Annotated in this window: 10 protein-coding genes; 8 read left to right on the top strand and 2 right to left on the bottom strand. The window is 77.0% G+C overall.

Annotation, left to right across the window (positions count from 1 at the left end):
- The gene (locus MQV74_RS31045) at positions 1 to 888 is read right to left on the bottom strand and encodes a LysR family transcriptional regulator (protein ID WP_242725173.1); all 888 of its coding nucleotides are present in this window, start codon (positions 886 to 888) and stop codon (positions 1 to 3) included.
- A gap of 96 nt (positions 889 to 984) precedes the next feature.
- On the opposite strand from MQV74_RS31045, the gene MQV74_RS31040 reads away from it, so the two are divergent.
- Positions 985 to 1,884, top strand: coding sequence for a CTP synthase C-terminal region-related (seleno)protein (locus MQV74_RS31040; protein WP_242725170.1), 900 nt, complete (start codon positions 985 to 987; stop codon positions 1,882 to 1,884).
- Positions 1,885 to 1,918: 34 nt separating this feature from the next.
- On the opposite strand, the gene phsA is transcribed toward MQV74_RS31040, so the two are convergent.
- A complete protein-coding gene (phsA, locus tag MQV74_RS31035; protein WP_242729252.1) occupies positions 1,919 to 3,727 on the bottom strand; it encodes an O-aminophenol oxidase PhsA in 1,809 nt (602 codons plus the stop codon).
- Positions 3,728 to 4,139: 412 nt separating this feature from the next.
- Between phsA and MQV74_RS31030 the strand changes: the two genes are divergently transcribed.
- The 7 genes from MQV74_RS31030 to MQV74_RS31000 are packed head-to-tail and all read left to right on the top strand — an operon-like array spanning position 4,140 to position 17,590.
- Complete coding sequence (locus MQV74_RS31030) at positions 4,140 to 4,655, top strand: hypothetical protein (protein WP_242725167.1); 516 nt, start codon at positions 4,140 to 4,142, stop codon at positions 4,653 to 4,655.
- Positions 4,656 to 4,690: 35 nt separating this feature from the next.
- Positions 4,691 to 6,904 (top strand): hypothetical protein, encoded by a 2,214-nt coding sequence (locus tag MQV74_RS31025; protein WP_242725164.1) that lies wholly within the window; start codon positions 4,691 to 4,693, stop codon positions 6,902 to 6,904.
- Between the two features lie 9 nt (positions 6,905 to 6,913).
- Positions 6,914 to 12,613 carry a CHAT domain-containing protein gene (locus MQV74_RS31020; protein ID WP_308402332.1) on the top strand — a complete coding sequence of 1,900 codons (5,700 nt, stop codon included), beginning with the start codon at positions 6,914 to 6,916 and terminating at the stop codon, positions 12,611 to 12,613.
- Complete coding sequence (locus MQV74_RS31015; RefSeq protein ID WP_242725161.1) at positions 12,610 to 12,957, top strand: hypothetical protein; 348 nt, start codon at positions 12,610 to 12,612, stop codon at positions 12,955 to 12,957. The genes MQV74_RS31020 and MQV74_RS31015 overlap by 4 nt, the downstream gene beginning before the upstream one ends.
- A 42-nt stretch (positions 12,958 to 12,999) precedes the next feature.
- Positions 13,000 to 13,467 carry a nucleotide exchange factor GrpE gene (locus tag MQV74_RS31010; RefSeq protein WP_242725159.1) on the top strand — a complete coding sequence of 156 codons (468 nt, stop codon included), beginning with the start codon at positions 13,000 to 13,002 and terminating at the stop codon, positions 13,465 to 13,467.
- Positions 13,464 to 15,605, top strand: coding sequence for an Hsp70 family protein (locus tag MQV74_RS31005; protein WP_242725156.1), 2,142 nt, complete (start codon positions 13,464 to 13,466; stop codon positions 15,603 to 15,605). Before MQV74_RS31010 ends, MQV74_RS31005 begins: the two co-directional genes overlap by 4 nt.
- Positions 15,602 to 17,590: an Hsp70 family protein gene (locus tag MQV74_RS31000; RefSeq protein ID WP_242725153.1), complete on the top strand. Its 1,989-nt coding sequence runs from the start codon at positions 15,602 to 15,604 to the stop codon at positions 17,588 to 17,590. Before MQV74_RS31005 ends, MQV74_RS31000 begins: the two co-directional genes overlap by 4 nt.
- Positions 17,591 to 17,640 lie beyond the last annotated feature (50 nt).

The following is a 17,640-nucleotide window of genomic DNA, read 5'->3' as shown; positions in this document are numbered from 1 at the left end:
TCACGAACGGGTGACGTCGAGGCGTGCGGCGAAGGCGGCCGCGGCGCCGCGCAGCGCCCCGGCGTGCAGCAGTTCGGTGCGGTGCACGACGCGGGGCGCGGTGAGCGGTACGGCGACGGTGCCCTCGGCGCCTCGGGCGTCCGGCTCGCTGGTCGCCGCCGAGCGCGGCAGCAGGGCGAGCCCGTGTCCGGCCGCCGCGAGCGCGACCAGGGTCCGTACGTCCGTGCCGTCGTAGCGCAGGGCCGGGCGGAAGCCCGTGCCGCCCGTCGCGGCGCGCAGCTGGTCCAGGGGCAGGCCCGCGCCGGGCGCATCCAGCCAGCGGGCGTCCGCGAGGTCGCCCAGGCGAAGCCCCGCGCGACGGGCCAGCGGGTGCCCGGCGGGCAGTACGACGCACACCGGTTCCTCGCCCGTGCCCCGGGTGGTGAGCGGGGCCACGTCGGGGATGCGCAGCGGGTCGGTCGGCGCGGCGAGCCCGTCGACGAGCCCCAGCTGGGCGGCGCCGGTCGCGACGGCCTCGGGGACGAGGGCCCGGTCGACGACCCGCAGCGTGACGCCCGTCGTCGGCAGGGCCCGCAGCGTGCGGGGGGTCAGGGCGGTGGGCGCGGCGGCCAGCGTCAGACCCTCGTCCGGAGCGCCCGCGAGGGCGAGGACCTCCGCGCGGGCCGCGTCGAGCCGCAGCAGCAGCGGCCCCGCGTGGTCGAGGAGCCGCTCGCCCGCGCGCGTGGGCGCGACGGGGCGGCGGGTCAGGAGCGGCGTGCCGAGGTCCTGCTCCAGGGCGGCGATGTGCTGCGAGACGGCGGACTGGGTGTAGCCGAGGGTGCGGGCGGCGGCGGAGAAGGAGGCGAGGCGGACGACGGTGACGTACGTGCGGAGCAGGTGCGGGTCCATGGAGAACAGGATCACCTTCCGTCATTAGCAGCACTGATGGCGGGTGCAGGATTCATCGTTGGACGTGAACAAGGGCCGGTGCGGAGGATGGCCGTCATGAACGCGAAATCCCAAGAGAGCCCTTCCGCGGACCCTCACGTGGGCTCCGGCCCGAACCTCCACGTGAACCCCCACGCGAACCGCCATGTGAACCCCGATGCGAACCCCACGGGTCCCGCCGGGGGCTCCCCGGCGGGACCCGCCGCGCCCGCGCCCTCCGCTTCCGCCTCCCCGACGGCGCCCGCCCGGCTCGCCCTCGTCGGGGACCGCTCCCCCAACGTCGCCTCGCACAGCCGCGTCCCCCTGCTCCTCGACGCGCTCGCCGCCCGGGACGGGATCGTCCTCGACGCGTACTGGATCCCGACCGAGGACGCCGCCGAGCCGGACGCCGTGCGGGGGTTCGACGCGGTGTGGATGCTGCCCGGGAGCCCGTACCGCAGTGAGGCGGGGGCGCTGGCCGCGATCCGTACCGCGCGCGAGGAGGGCATTCCCTTCCTCGGCACCTGTGGCGGCTTCCAGCACGCGCTCCTGGAGTACGCCCGTCACGCGTGCGGTCTCACCCACGCCGCGCACGCCGAGAACGACCCCGGCGCCGAGGCCCCGCTCATCGCGCCGCTCGCCTGCTCGCTCGTCGGGCACGAGGGGGCCGTGACCCTCGCGCCCGGGTCGCTCGCCGAGGCCGTCCTCGGCGCGGACCGCACGGTGGAGCGCTACCACTGCTCGTACGGACCGAGCGATGTCCGGCTGCTCGACGTGCTGCGGGCGCGCGGGCTGCGGTTCTCGGGCACGGACGCGGAGGGGCAGGTGCGGGTGGCCGAGCTGCCGGGGCACCCCTTCTTCCTCGCGGCCCTGTTCCAGCCGGAGTTGAGCGGGGACGGCACGCGGGCCCATCCGATGGTGCGGGCCCTCGGTCGGGCCGCGGTGGCCCGGGCCGCGGGGCGGGTCGGGTCGGCCTGACGAGAGCTCCCCGCGCCCCCGTCAGGCCGCCGGGTCAGTGGTCGCCGTGGCCGCCGCCGTGGCCACCATGGCCTCCGTGGTCGAACTTCAGGGCCTCCTTGGGCATCACGACGAAGGGGCGCATCATGCCCATGTCCTCGTGCTCCAGCAGATGGCAGTGGTACATGAAGCGGCCGTACGCCCCGTCGAACTTGCCGATGACGCGGAGCAGCTGGCCGCCGGGGACCAGGAACACGTCCTTCCAGCCGCGTTCGTTGGGAGCGATCGGGACGGGTGCGGCCGGGTCGTGCGCGACCGGGGTACGGGTGCCGCCGGCGGCCGGGTCGAAGCCCGAGGCGTCGTACGTGTCGCGGCCGAGGAGCTGGAAGTCGGCCAGGTGGATGTGCATGGGGTGGGTCACGTTCGGCCGGACGGCGAGGTTCAGGAAGCTCCACTGCTCGTACGCGCCCTCGGCGATGGTGAAGCCCAGGCCGTCGTTGAACGTACGGGCCGTCCTGCGGTAGGTCTTCAGGGCGCCGTCGGACCCGCGGACCTGGATGACGCCGTCGGCGGGGAACTGGATGCCGCCGGGGTCCTTGACCTCCTCCATCTCCCAGATCTCCGGGTGTCCGCCGCCGCCCTTGGTGGCCGGTGGGGTGAGCACGATCAGCCGGTGGCCGTGTGGCACGCCGTGGCCGATCGGGCGGAAGGACCCGGAGAGGACCTCGGGGAGCCGGAAGGTGTCCGGTGCGCCGCCGCCCTTGCCGACGCGGAACTCCATGACGTGGGGATGGCGCACGTTCCCCGCGGGGTCGGGGAGGCCCGGGGCCGCGTTCGGCCCCTTGTTGACCAGGCGGAGGCGCTTGCCCGCGAGCGCGCGGAAGTCGACGAGGAGGTCGAAGCGCTCGGCGGGCGCGACGGTCAGCGTGGGCGACGAGCCCGCGGTGCCCCCGAAGTCGATGGGCACCGGGCGCGGCAGCAGACCGCCGTCGCTGCCGATCTGGTGGAGCACGCCGGGCACGGGGCGGCCGGACTCGTCGATGAGGACGAGGTCGTACACGCGCGCGTTCGACGCGTTGACCAGGCGGAAGCGGTACCAGGCCGGGGTCACGTCGGCGTAGGGCCAGATGCGGCCGTTGACCGTGGTGTACGGGCCTGTGAAGGGGAGCGTGACCGGCTTGCCCGTCTCGGCGTTCTTCGGGTCGATGATCGTGGTCTTGTGGAGGAGGCGGCCCGTCAGCCGGCCGTCCTCGTCCGTGTCGAGATTCCGGTCGGCGATGAGGAGGGGGATCTCCCGCTTGCCGGAGGGGAGTTGGAGCGCGTCCTCCTCCTCGTCGCGGACGAGGTAGGTGCCGTACAGCCCGGCGAAGACGTTCCACCTGGTGATGTTCATGGCGTGGTCGTGGTACCACCACTGGACCGCCTGGTGGTCGTTCGGATACTCGGAGAGCTGGGCGTCGCCGGATCCCACGGCGTTGTCCGCCCAGCCGTCGTTGCCGCCGCCCGTCTGGGCGCCGTGGACGTGGGTGACGGTCCAGGCGGGGAGCGCGGCCACGTCCTTGTCCGGCTCGACGCCCTCGCGGCCCGGGAGGGTGCTGGGCGGCTCGCCCGTGCGCTGCACCTCCACCGCGGTGACGGGGAACTCGGTCTCCTTGGGCACGCGGTTGGTCCACGCGATGCGGATGCGCTCGCCGCGCCGCACCTCGATGGTGGGGCCGGGCACGGAGCCCTCGTACCCGAACATCAGGGTGGGCGGGAGCTGCGGGTGCAGCCGCACCCAGGCCGGGCGGACCGCGATCTCCGTCTCTTCGCGGACGTCGCCCCCGGCGGGGCGCAGGACGGGCGGGACGGTCAGCGGCGCCACGTACGGAACGAGCTCGCGGCCGTCGGCTTCCCCCGTGGCCGTGGCGTCGCCGTCGGCCGCGGCGGGCCCGGCGGTCGCATCCGGCTTGTCGGTCGCGTCCGGCTCGTGGGGCGCGCCGGGCTCGTCGGTCCCGCGCCGGACGTCCAAGTCGAGGTCGATGTCGGTCAAGGTGAACACCCCCGTGTTCAGCTGCGTTTCAGCCTTCACCTCAGAAGACTCCCGGCACAGCACGAAAGTTCCATGAATCCCCCATTCCGGAAAAATCTGGCAAGAGTGCCTGTTCAGGGCCTTGGATGAGGAATCGGCAGGGCGAGAGATCCGGTTTCGCCCGCGCGGAAGGGCGCGCGGCCTCTAGGCTGCGGGCCCGTGCCCCGTCGCACGCCCCGCACCCCGGCGGAAGGATGACCGCCCCATGCCCGACGCGCCGCCGCTGCCCGACGCGCCCCGTACGCCCGGCACTTCCGGCGTGCCGCTGCGCGCCGAGCTGCTCCTGGACCAGGACGTCACCGACGCCCTCGGCGACGAACTGGTCGCCGCCCTCGCCGGACTCGGCGTCCGCACCCCGCGGGTACGCCGCGCCGTCGGTCACCGCGGCGCGGGCGACGTGCCCTGGCTGGTCCTCGCCGCGCTGCCGTTGCAGGCGTTCCTCAGCGGCCTGGGCGCGGAGGCGGTGCGGGACGCGTACGGGGCGTTCAAGGCGGCGGTGGGCCGTCTGGCGCGCCGCGACGGAGCCGCCGCCGCGCCGCCGCGCCCCCTCGTGCTGCGGGACGACCGCACCGGCCTGAGCGTCGTCCTGGAACCGGACCTCCCCGCCGAGGCGTATGAACGGCTGGTGGGGCTCGACCTGACGGCGTTCCGGGTGGGCCCCCTGCACTACGACCGACAGCAGTCCCGCTGGCGCTCCGAGTTGGACGAGGCCGCGGGCTGACCCGGCACCGGCCGCTGATCGGGGGCGTGCGAGACGTGGGGGCGCGAACGGATACGGCGTACGCCGCGGCGCGAACGGCCTGCGCCGAGGGCGAGGCCCGGTGGGCCCGCGGGGACGGGCCGGGCGCGGAGGCCTCCTTCCGGCGCGCGGCGGCCCTCGCGCGCCCTGCACGCGCCGACGACGGCTCCCCGCCGGGGACGCCCCTCCTGGCCAACGGCACCCCGGACGCCACCGAGGCCCCGCGCACCACCGGCACTCCGGAGGCCACCGGCACTCCGTGGGCCGCCGACGCCCCGGACGCCACCGGCACTCCGGGGACCACCAGCGCCCCGGACGCCGCCGCCACCGCCGCCACCGCCACCCCGGACGGCGCCGACGTCCTCGCTCGCGCCCGGATCGGCCTCGGGCGCCTGTGCCTCGCCGCCGGGGACACCGCGCAGGCCCTCGTGGAGTTCCGCGGGGCGCGGGAAGCGGACCCCGGCGGGGCCGCGGCCCCCTTCTGGACGGGGTGCGCGCTGGCGCGGCGCGGGGACCTCGCGGCGGCCGATGCGTGCTTCACCGAGGCCCTCGACCGGCCCGACCCGCACCCGCGCGCGGCCGTCCAACGCGCCTACGTGCGCGCCAAGTCCGGCCGTGCGGCCGCCGCGCTCGACGACCTGCGGGCGGCGGCGCGGGCCGGGCCGCTCGACGACGAGGCGCGGTGGGTCGAGGCGGCGCTCGGCGGGGGCGCCCGGGAGGTCGCGCTGCGCCTGCGGCGTGCCGCGCTGACCGCGCTCGGCGGGGACGCGCCCGACCGGGAGCGGGCCGCCGCGCTCACCGCCGCGTCCTGGGGGCTGCGCCGCGAGCGCGGCGCGTTCGTACCGCTGTACGCGGTGACGCTCGTCGTGGGCGGCCGCCGCGACGCGGCCGTCGGCCTCCTCGACGACGCCACCCGGAACGACCCGGCCGATCACCGGGTCACCCACACGCTCGCGCTCGCCCTGGTCAACTCCCGCTCATACAACGGCAGTTCCATCCTCGAACGGTGCGTGGGCGCCTGGGGCGCGCTGCTGCACGACGCCGCCTTCTGGGAGCGCGTGCGGCACGGCGCCGCGGGCCGGTACGGCGTCGACGTGGCAAAGTCCCTCGTGCCGGATCTCCGTACCGCACTGTGCGAGCACCTCGCGCGGCGGCTCACCGACGGCGGCGCCGACACCGGCGCCAGGGTGCCGCCCGACCTGCTGCTCCAGCGCGAGGCCGAGGCGGCGCGGCTGCTCGACGCGGCGGCCGGAGCGCCACCACAGCCGCCCGGCGCGGCAGACGGACCACCTGGAGTGCCCGTGCGCGGCGGCCCCCTGCGGATCGCGGCGCTCGGCGCGGTGCGGGAGTTCGGCGCGTTCGCCGCCGCCCGGCCGGACGACACGCTCGTGCACGCCTTCTCCGAACTCGGCTTCGCCCACATGCGGTTGCGCCACGGGCTGCCCGGTGACGCCCTCGCCGCGCTCGGGGAGCTGCGCTGCCCCGCCTGTCGCGCGCGGGCCCGCGCGGCGGACCCGGGCGCCGCGCCCGTGTGCGAGGCGGACTGCCCGCGCTTCGACGAGCTGAACCCGGGCTACGCGGGCCTGGCCGACCGCCACGAACGGCTCGCTCGCGACGCCAGGGACCTCGCGCTCCACGCCCGCGTCACGCTCGGCCACGACCAGCTCCGCGCCGAGCCGCCGGACTTCGGGGCGGCCGCCGCCTCCCTGCGGCGCGCCCTCGTGCACGCCCGGGAGCTCGGCCGCTACCGCCCGACCCAGGCGAAGGTCGCCGGCCTCGCCCTCGCCACCGCGAAGGACGCCCACCGCGCCGGGCTGCTCAGCCGGGCCGTCGCCACCCTGGAGGCCGCTCGCACGGTCATCGGCGCCAACGAACGGCCGCGCATCGACGGCCAGTTGGCGCGCGCCCTCGCCGACCGGGGCATCGTCGAGGCGAACCGCGAGGGCTCCACGCTCGACGCTCCCGCCGCCGACCTGCGGCGCTCGGTGGCCCTGAGCCCGCACGGGCGGCGGGCGCAGCTCAGCCTCGGTATCGTGCTGCGCGGCCTGGCCCTCCAGCGGTGGGGGTCGGGCAGCCTGTCCGGCGCGCGCGCCGTCCTGGAGGAGGCCGTCGAGGCGCTGACGGCGGCGCTCGCCCGCTTTCCCGACGACCCCGAGATCGCCGAGGAGCGGCGCCGGGCCCAGGACGAACTCGACTTCGTACGCGAGCAGTTCGACGAGAGCGGGAGGTGACCGGCGCCGGTGTACGAGTACGAGGAACTGCGCATCCGCATCCGCCCGTTCGGCCCCTCCCGCTTCCTGGTGGCCGTCAGCGGCCCGTCCTGCGCCGCGGACGTCATCGCCGTGGACGGCGAGCCCGCGGCGCTCCGCGCCCGCTGGGACCGGCTCGTCGAGGCCGACCTCGGCCACGCGCCGATGGGCGAGCGGCACACGGTCGAGCAGCTGCGCGAGCTGGGGCGCGCCGTGTACGGGCTGCTGTTCGGGGACGGCGACCGGGCGGCGCCCGGGGGCCCCGGCCGTCTCCCGTACGCGGCACCGGCCGGGGACTACGGCGGGCCTGCGGCCGTACCTCCCGGCAACACCGGGTTCGGGCCGGGAGCCCCGGGGTTCGCCGCCCCCGGCTACGGTCCGCCGCCCCCGGGCCCCGGCTTCGGTCCCCCCGCCCCGGTGCCCGGCAACCCGGCCTACGGGCCGCCCCGCACCGCCCCGGCCGTGCCTCCCCCGCCCGGCGGGCCCCGCTCCTCCCCCACCGCCGCCTGTCTGGCCTCCGCCCTCGACCTCGCCCAGCGCACCGCCCCGGGCCGCCGCCTGCGGCTCCGCTTCGACCTGCCGCCGCGCCTGCGCGAGCTGCCCCTGGAGGCGCTGTGCGCCCCGGCCGACCTGCCGCACCAGTCGCTGGCCCTCAACCCCGCCTACTCGCTGGTGCGTTCCCTGCCCGGCGGCCCGCTGGGCCGGCGCCTTCCCGCGCCCGCGGACGAGCCGAGCCTGATCCGGCTGCTCGTCGTCTGCGCGTCGCCGCCCGGCGCGGGCCCGGCCCTGCGCCTGGACGCGGAGGTCGCCGCGCTGCGCCAGGAGCTGCCCGAGGTGGCCGTGCGCACCACCGTCGTGGAGGCGGCCACGCGCGAGCGCCTGGAGGCGGCCCTCGCCGCGCACGGCGACCTGCCCACGGCCGTGCTGCTCATCGCCCACGGCCGCTACGACGAGGAGCTCGGCAAGGGCGTCGTCCAGCTGGAGACCGAGTCCGGCGGTGTCGACAGCGTCCCCGCCGATCTGCTCAGCGGCATCCTCCTGAAGGCGCCCCGGCTGCGCCTGGCCGTGCTCAACCTCTGTTCGGGGGCAGACAGTTCGGGCCCCGACGGGATGCACGCCGAGCCGTTCTCGGGGCTCGCGCAGGCACTCGTCGCCGGGGGCCTGCCCGCCGTGGTGGCGATGCGCGGGCGCGTCAGCGACGCGTCCGCGGGCCGCTTCAGCCCCGAGCTGTTCAAGGAGCTCGCGGCCAACCGCACCGTCGACGAGGCGGTGTCCACGGCCCGCCGCCGCATCTCGCACCTGCCGCGCCACACCGCCGTCGAGTGGGCGACGCCCGCGCTGTTCCTGCACGCCGAGTGCCGGCACGGGTGGCTGTTCAAGGCGCGCGAGGTCCGCGACGACGGCGGCGCCGTGGCCGACCCGCTGCGCGAGGGCGCGGACGCCCTGCGCGCCTTCCAGAGCCCGGTCGGGCACGTGGACGCCACCACCCTGATCAGCGCCGCCCGCCACGAGCGCGACCAGGGGCGGTGGCCCCAGGTGCAGCGCATCCTGCGTACGCCCACGCGGCAGTACGAGGACGAGCAGCGGCGCCTGCGCACCGAGGCGGCGTGCGAACTGGCCTGGCCCGAACTGGAGAAGCTGTGCGACCTGCTCGCCCACGAGGGCGACGGGGCCGCCGCGGCCGGGCAGCTCGCCGTGGTCCGCGCGGCGCTGCCCCTGCCGCTGCCGGGGCCGCTGACCGCCCGTGCGGAGCGGCTGCGCCTCGCCGCGGAACTCCTCGACCGCGCGCGGGCGGCGGAGGCCGCCGCCGACTGGGACGCGGCCGTCTCCCTGTACGAGGAGGTGGCCGCCGCCGGGCTCGGCCGGGCGGAGGTCCCCGAGCGCCTGGCCGCCGCGCGCACGGCCCTGCGCGCCGCCTCGGTCCGCGCCGCCGCCGAACGGGCCCACCACGAGGGCGACTGGGACGCCGCCGCGCACGCCTACGCCGAGGCCGCGGCCCTGTGCCCCGACGACCCGGCCACGGCGGCCCGCGCGGCGTACGTCCGCGGCCGGTCGGCGGAGTCGGCGGGGCGGTGGCGCGAGGCCGCGGCGGCGTACGCGGAGTGCGGGGGCGCCCCGGGCGCGTCCGGGCCGAACTCCCCGCACCCGGCCACCGCACCACCCGGCCCGACCTCCTCGGGCCCTACGGCCGCGCCCCCCGGACCGGGCGCCCCGGGCCCTACCGCCGCACCACCCGGACCGGGCGCCCCGGACCCGGCCGACCCGCCACCCGGACCGGAGGTCCCCCACCCCGGCCCCGGCACCCCGGGCCCGGCCGCCCCACGGCGCGCCCCGAGCATCGCCGACGCCGCCCTCCGCCGGTCCTACGCGTGCGGCCGCGCGGCCGCCGACGACGGGGACTGGGCGGCCGCCGTCGCGGCCTTCGAGGAGTGCCGCTCCCCCGGGGACGGCCCCGGCGGACCCGGGACCCAGGGCTCCCCGGCCCTCGCCCACCTCGACTCCGACGGCCGCTGCGCCTACGCCCGGGCGCGGCTCTGCCGCGAGCGGGCCGACTGGGACGGGGCGCTCGCCTGGCTCGGCGGCCTCTCGGGCTCCTTCGCCGACGTGGCGGACCAGGTCCTGTACGCGCACGGCCGGGCCGCCGACGCCCGGGGCGCGTGGGCCGAAGTCATCGACGGCTTCGGGAGGCTGCCCGACACCTACGCGGACGGCGACGTGGGAGTGCGCCGCCGCTACGCCCGCGCCCGGGTCGCGGCCGACGTCCACCGCGACTGGGCGGCGGCCTGCGCGTTGCTCGCGGGCGTGCCGGACACCGCGCGCGAGGGCACCGTCGCCCCGCTGCGCCGCAAGGCGGAGGGCCGCCGCGCGGAGGCGCGCCCCGACTGGGCGGCGGCCTGCGCGATCTACGGGCGCGCCTTCCACAACGGTACCGCCGCCCCGCAGACCCCGGCGGTCACCTCGGCCGCGGAGCCGCTGCACCTCTACCTCTACGCCCTCGCCCGCACCCACGAGGCCGCCGACCGCTGGCACGACGCGGCACGGGTCTACCGCGTCCTGCCGGACGCGTGGGCGGACGTGCCCGCCCGGCGGCGCTACGCCGGTGCGCGCGGCGGCGAGGAACGGGCCACCGGGGCGGCGCAGTGGCTGGCGGTCGCGGCGGCGTACGAGGAGATCGGCGGCGGGCTCGACGGCACGGACTGCGCGGCGCGCTGCCGTTACGCGCGGCTGCGGGCCGCCGAGGCCGAGGGCGAGTGGAACGCCGTCGTGGCGGCGGCCCAGGACCTGCGGGGACGGCCCGACCTGGCCGCCGCGGCCGCCGTGGACACGGTCGACGCGTACGCGCGCGGCCGCATCGCGGACGCCCACCAGGAGTGGGAGAAGGCCGCGGAGGCGTTCGGCGCGTGCCTGGGGCACCGGGACGCCGACGCCCACCTCGCCTATGCGCAGGGGCGGTTGCTGGAGCGCGACGGCCGCTGGAGCGACGCCGTGGCCGCGTACGAGCGCGCGGCGGGCCGGCTCGACCGGGCCGAGGTGCGGCGCCGGCGGCTGCGGCGGCTGCTCGACCTGCTGCCCTGGGCCGACGGCCTGACCCACGCGCCGCTGACCGCCGACCCGTTCGCGCTGCGCGATCCCACGTACCCGTATCTGGCGCTGCGCGAGGCGGGCGTGCACCCCGGCGTGTCGATGGCCGCCGTCAGGGACGCGCCGTACACGCTCCTGGGGCGCGGCGGCATGACCTGGTCCGAGCGGGTCGCCCTGGACCGGCTCCAACTACCGGGCCGCAGGCTCCAGTTGGACGCCTTGCTGTACCGCTGGCACGCGCCCGAGGCCGTGCGCGACGCGCTGGCCACGCTGTCGCCGGACGACGAGCACGCCGGGCCCGGGCTCGTGGACGTGCTGGGCGAGCGCTTCCCGGAGGACGCGCCGCTGCTGCTGCTCCTCGCGCGCGGCCGGGACGCGGCCGCCGCCGAGTGGGAGCGGCGCCTGGCCGCGGCCCCCGGCGACATGGCGGTGGTGCACGGCCTCGCCGTGGCCCGCCTGTGGCAGGCGCAGGAGCTGGAGCAGAGCGGCGCCTGGGAGCACGCCACGCGCACCTGGGAGCAGGCGCTCGCGTACTGGTCGACACTGCTCAGCGACGACGCGTACTGGGACGGCTGGCGGGCCGAGCGCGCCGCCTGCTACGCCCGCGAGCTGACCCCGGAGGACATGAACCGGCTGCGCTGGGAGCTGAGCCGCCACCTGTCCGCGCAGCTGTCCGCGTACGAGCAGCGGCACACGGAGGAGGGGCGGCCCCACCAGGCCGAGGAGTACGGCGAGTTGGCGGCCTTCCTCGAAGCGGAGCTGGGCGGCGCGCGGGTCCTCAAGGACGTGGGCGGGCTTCCCGGGGTGCCCGGGGCGCGCGGCGCGCTCGCCTGCGGGCCGCACTATCTGCGGCTGCTCGACCTGCAACTGCCGCTCGCCGCGCTCGCCGCGCAGCTGGACGCCGCCGCCAAGGACGGCAAGGACCCGGGCGAGTACGCGGCCCGCGAGCTGCGCTGGGCGTTCTCCGGCCTGGCCCGGTCGCTCGCGCTGTGCGCGGTCCACAAGTTCCCCGGGGCCCTGGGCGCCCTGCCCGCCTTCCCGACGCTCACCACGCTGCCCGAGGACTGCGCGGGCCCCGCCGCCGCGGCCGACCCGCGCCGCCACATCGAGGGCTGCGGGCACTGCCGGGATTTCCTGCGCCGGGACCCCGCGTACGTCCAGCTGGCGCACCGGCACGCGCGGCTGCTCCAGGACGGCGTCGAACTGGCCGTGCGCGCCCGCCTCGAACTGTCCCGCACGGCGCTCGCCGACGGCGAGGACGGGCTGAGCCGCGCCCTCGAACAGTGGGAGCGCCTGGTGCGGGTCGCCCGCCGCGCCGGGATGTCGGCCCGCGCGAAGAAGGCGGTCGTGCGCACCGCGCTCGGCCGGGTGGAGGCCCTCGTCAGCGAACCGTCCGGGCCCCGGGCGCGCCGCGGCGACGGCCTCGACGAGGCCATCGCGCTCGTCGAGGCCGTGCCGCCGCTGCTGCACCCGCTGGACCGCGAGGTCCGCGACCAGCTGGACGGCAGGCTCTCCTCGCTGTACTCGATGCGCGGGGTGTGGCGCGGCTACACCCGCACCAAGCACGGCATGCGCGCGGACGTGTACGGCGCCGAGGCCGACCTGCGCCGCGCCCTCGACCTCAACCCGGCCTCCAACCACGCCCGGGACAACCTCGCCCGCGCCCTGGTCTTCACCCTCGACGAGCGCGGCGACCCGCTGCCCGTCCGCCTGCGCCACCTGCACGAGGCCCTCGGCCTGCTCGACGTCGGCCTCGGCCAGGCCCTCACGCACAACTACCGCGAGACCCTCGGCGAGGCCCTGGAGGAGCTGGACCGGCTGCTCGCCACCGACCTGGGCGTCGCGGGCATGGGCGCGCTCATCCGCAGCGACGGCGCGGAGCCGCCGCCGGACGAGGACGACCTGGCCTCCTGGGCCGCGGAGCTGACCGACCGCGCGGAGGCCGAACGGGCCAGGGGCGACGTGCGCAAGGCCCTGCACCACCTGATCCGCGCGACCCGCGCGGACGCGATGGACCCGCGGGTGCGCCGCGCGCTCCTCGACGCGGTGCGCGGCTGGCGCGCCGCCCTGACCGCCGACGCGCCCGCCGAGGGAGGCACCCCGCCGTGATGCAGGACCCCGACAGGCCCCCGAGCCCCTACGACGCGCTCGCGGGGGCCTCGGTCACGCCGTGGACCTCGCACGCCGAGCTGCGGGACGTGCCGTTCGAGCTGCTCGCCCGGCGCCTGATGACCCCGGCCGCGCAGGCGGCGCTGGAGAGACTGCGCACGGTGCCGGGGCGGCTGCTCGTCGACCTCTTCCTGTACGACGTGGACGTGGCGGCCGAACTGCCGGGCGCCGTCGCGGAGCTCGACCGCCTGCTCGCCGGGGCGGCGGGGCCGGACGCGGGGGAGCCGCTGCCCGACGAGGCGGTCGCCGGGCTGCTCGACGAGCTGATCCGGTTCGACGTATGAGGACGGCCGAAGGGTGGCCGGAGGTCCTATGAGGAGGGCACCGTGACCGAGCAGGAGTCCACCGCGGCGGCCGCGCGCGTCGCGTACGAGGGGGCGCGCGCGCTCGCCGAGCGGGACGCCGCGCACCGCGCGCACACCGAGCGGCTGCTCCTGGCGTGCGCCGACGCCCTGGACGCGTGCGACCGGCTGCTCGCCGCCGGGCCGCAGCAGGACCCGGCGGCGTACCGGCGCACGGTACGGCTCATCGCGGGACAGCTGGAGGCGGCCGCGACCGGCGCGGGCCTGGAGCCGCTCGGCGCGGTCGGCGAGCGCGCGGACCCGGCCACGCACCACGTCGTGGCCGTGCGCCCGGCGCCCGCGGGCGCGGTCGACGACGAGGTCCTTGAGGTGGCGCGGCGCGGGTATCGATACCGGGGGCACGTGCTGCGCGCCGCCCGGGTCGTGGTCGCCGCGGGCGACACCGCGGAGGAACGGACCCAGGCAGCACAGGAAGGGACAGCACAGGGATGAAGGCCATCGGGATCGACCTCGGCACGACGAACAGCGCCGTCGCCGCCCACGACCCGCACCGCGACGACATCGCGGTCCTCACCAACAGCAAGGGCGACCGCCTGACGCCGTCGGTGGTCGGCCTCGCGCGGCGCGACGGCAAGGACCAGACCCTCGTCGGCGAGGACGCCCTCAGATGGGCGGTGCGCCAGCCCCGGGAGACCGTCGTGTCCGTGAAGCGCCTGATGGGCCGCGACTTCGCGGACCGCTCGGTGGCGCAGGCCCGCGAGCGCCTCTCGTACGAGATCGTGTCGGGGCCCGACGACGACCCGCGCGCCCACGTGCTGCTCGGCGGCCGCAGCCGCACCCCCTCCGAGATCTCCAGCGTGATCCTCGACAAGCTGGTGCGGGACGCGGCCCGCACCCTCGGCGAGCAGGTGACGCACGCGGTGATCACCGTGCCCGCGTACTTCCGCGACGCGCAGCGCGCCGCGACCCGGGAGGCGGCGGAGCGCGCGGGCCTGGTGGTGAAGAAGATCATCGACGAGCCGACCGCGGCGGCGGTCGCGTTCGGCCTGCACAAGCCGGGCGGGGCGCGCAGCCGGGTGCTCGTCTACGACCTGGGCGGCGGCACGTTCGACATCTCCGTCCTGAACACCGTCAAGGACGCCGAGGGCCACAGCCAGTTCCAGGTGCTGCGCTCCGCCGGGGACATCTGGCTCGGCGGCGACGACTTCGACCTGGCGATCGTGGAGCGGATCATCGCCTGGATGCGGGACGAGCGGGGTGTCGACCCGTCCCGCGACAAGGAGTTCCTGTTCCAGGCGAAGAAGGCCGCCGAGGCCGCCAAGCGGGAGCTGAACGAGCTGTCGGAGACGTACATCGTGATCCCGGCGGCGTACCACGGCCCGGAGGGGATCGTCGACGTCGAAATGGCGCTCACCCGCGAGGAGTTCCAACGGATGATCGCTCCCCTGGTGACCCGCACCATGGACCTCGTCAAGGAGACCCTGACGGGCTACGAGCTGACGCCCGACGACATCTCGGACGTGCTCCTCGTCGGCGGCGGCACCCTGACCCGGCCGGTGTACGAGGCGGTCGAGGCGTACTTCGGCGGCGACAAGGTGCGGCGGAACATCAACCCCATGGAGTGCGTGGCCTACGGCGCGGGCGTGCTCGCCGAGACCCTGAGCGGCGTGGAGTGCCCGGCGCCGCAGTGCCTGAAGGCCAACGAGTACACCGCCGAGGCGTGTGCGGACTGCGGCCAGAGCCTGGTCAACGCGCGGCCGGTGGGCTCCACGGGGCTGTTCGAGTCGACGCCCATGGCGATGGGCATCGCCGCGGTCAAGGGCGCGCGCCGTGACGTGTTCGTGCCGATCATCCCGGCGGGCTCGCCCTTCCCGCTGCCCGAGCCGCGCACGCGCACGTTCCACGCGACGGACAGCCGGCTGATCCGGGTGCCGGTGTACGAGGGCGACAGCCATGTGGCGAGCGAGAACGACGAGCAGGGCGTCGTCGAGTTCGAGCTGCCGCAGGAGATCGAGATCAACCGCCATGTGGACGTGTCGTTCAACTACTCGGCGGACCGCATCATCACGGTCCGCGTCAGCGTGCGCGGCACCGACATGGCTCTGGAGGCGACGCCGCGGCGCGACAAGCCGCGCACGCCGCCGCCCGAGACCGAGCGGGAGGTCGACAGCGCGGTGCTCCGCGAGGAGCTGGGCCTCGCCGAGCGGGAGGCCCAGCACTTCCTGAAGCGGTACGGGCCCTACATCGAGCACACCCAGGAGCTGAAGGTGCGCCGGGACATCACGCAGGCGCAGCGGGCCGTGGAGATGGGCGACAGCGGTGAGTACCAGCGCCTCACCGAGCTGCTGCTCGACGACATGTACCACCAGTGCGGGCTCGCCAGCCAGTTCCGCCAGGCCGAGCTGGCCTCGGACGGCGCGCCCCTGGAGACCGTCAAGGCGATCAGCGAGGCCGTGGAGCAGGTCAAGTCGGCCCACCGCAACGGCAACCGCATCCAGACCGCCGAGCAGGCCAAGAACCTGCGCAGCATGATCGCGGTGGCCTACTCCGAGCGCGCCGTGCCGTCGCTGCCGAGCAGGCGGGACTACGACGGCATCCTCCAAGTCCCTGACGATATGGCAGGCGGATGACGGCAGCGGGGGGCACGGGGGTGACGGCGCGGGACGCCGAGGGCCGGGTCAGCCTCGGCGTGGACTTCGGCGCGACGGGGGTGCGGGCGCTCTACGCGGTGCCCGGCCGGCCGGTGCGCCGCCTCGACCTGCCCGCCGCCGAGTGGCCGTGGCTGGTGTGCGCCCCGGCCGCCGCGGGGGTCCTGCCGGTGGTGTTCCCCAGCGTCAAGTCCCTGCTCGGCAGCGGGAGTCCGGTGCCGTGGCGGGACGGCACGGAGGACGCCGACGCGGTCGCGGCGCGCATGCTGCGGGCGCTGCGCGAGGGCGTCGAGGCCCGCGCGGGGGCCGTGACGCAGACGGTGATCAGCGTGCCCGCCGCCTTCCAGTCGCGGCAGCGCCAGGCCCTGCGCGACGCGGCGGCCGCGGCCGGGCTCGCGCCGGTGCGCCTCATCAGCGACTCGCTGGCCGCCGTCATGGGACACACCACGGACCGCGACAGCGGCACCTTCCTGGTGTACGGCATGGGCTACGACGGCTTCGAACTGGGCCTGGTGCGGGGGGTGCGCGGCCACTACCGCGCGCTCGGCTACGACGGCGCGGCCACCTCCGGCGGCCGGGCCTTCGACGAGGCCGCGCTCGCCTCCGCGGTGCGGCTGCTGCGGGCCCACCGGGGTCCCGCGTCCGTGACCGGCGGCAGCGCGCGACGGTGGCTCGGCCACCGGGAGCGGGCCCAGGAAGCGCGCGAGGAGCTGGGCGCCGCCGAGGGGTCGGCCGCGGACTCCGCCGCGCTCACCCTCGACCTCGGCCACGGACCGCCGCTGCGGATGCGGATCACCCGGCCGCACCTCGACGCCTTCCTCGAACCGCATGTGCGCCGGACCGTGCGGCGCGCCCACGACCTGCTCGGCGAGTCGGCCCTGGCCCGCCCGGACGTGGACACGCTGCTGCTCGTCGGGGGCGCGACGCGGCTCGCCCAGGTCCGCTCGGGCGTGGCGGACCTGGGCCGGAGCACCGCGCACGGGCCCCGGGAGCTGCTCGCGCTCGGCGCCCTCAAGCACGCGGTGCGGCTCGCGGGCGGGGGCGCCTCCGCGTCCGGCGCGGCGTCGCTGGAGGAGGGCCCGCTCGACCCCCCGGATCCGGGTCGCGACACCCTCGCGGAGGCGCCCTCGCTCACCGCGACGCTGCTGGCCCCGGACGATGCCTCCGGCCCGGCGCGCCGCGACGTGGCGCAGGCCCGCGAACTGGCCGGGCAGGGCCGCAGAAGGGAAGCTGTGGCGCTGCTCAGGGACATCGTGGCGGAGGCGCGGGAACTCCTCGAAGGCCTGACGGGGACGACGGCGGCACCGGAGGCGGCGGCGGAGCCGGACGACTCCGACCGGCCGCCCCCCCGCCTCCCCGACCGGCCACGACCACACCTCTCCGACCAGCCACGACCACACCTCTCCGACCGGCCGCCCCGGCAGCCGCCGTCCGGGCAACCGGCCCGGCAGCCGCCTCCAGCGCCCTGCGAGCACCCGGAAGACCCGGCCCCACCGGCGGCCCCCGAGGAGGCCGACCCGCTCAGCCACGCCGCCCGGCGGCAGCTGGCCCGGGCCCAGGTCCTGCTCGACCTCGGCCGGTACGAGCACGCCGTGCAGGCCTCGCACCTGGCCTGGCAGGAGGCCACCGCGCACCCGGCGCGCGCCGACGTGCTCGACGCAATGATCGACGTGCACTGCGCGGCCGCCATGGCCGACGTGGCGCCCGACCACTTCCCCGACGCCGAGCGCTGGCTGCGCTGCGCGTACGGCCACGACCCCACGAACGAGCGGGTGCGGGCCCTGCTCGCCCGCCGCACCTACCGCCACGCCCGGGAGCTGCACCGGCGGGGCGCACGCGATGAGGCGATTGAGGCCCTTGGCAAGTGCCTCACGTGGGACCCTGAACACCCCGACGCCGAGGCGCTGTTGGCCCGGCTGAGCCGCGACGGCAGGAACCGGCGCGGCAGGGGTGACGTCCTCGACTGACGAGGCCCGCATGGGCGAGGCACTCGACGGTCACGCACCGGTCCCGAGAC

The organism is Streptomyces sp. AN091965 (genome assembly GCF_022698285.1).
In the GTDB taxonomy this organism is placed as follows: domain Bacteria; phylum Actinomycetota; class Actinomycetes; order Streptomycetales; family Streptomycetaceae; genus Streptomyces.
The sequence above is the reverse complement of the archived record's forward strand: the minus strand, read 5'-3'. Positions and strand labels throughout refer to the sequence as shown.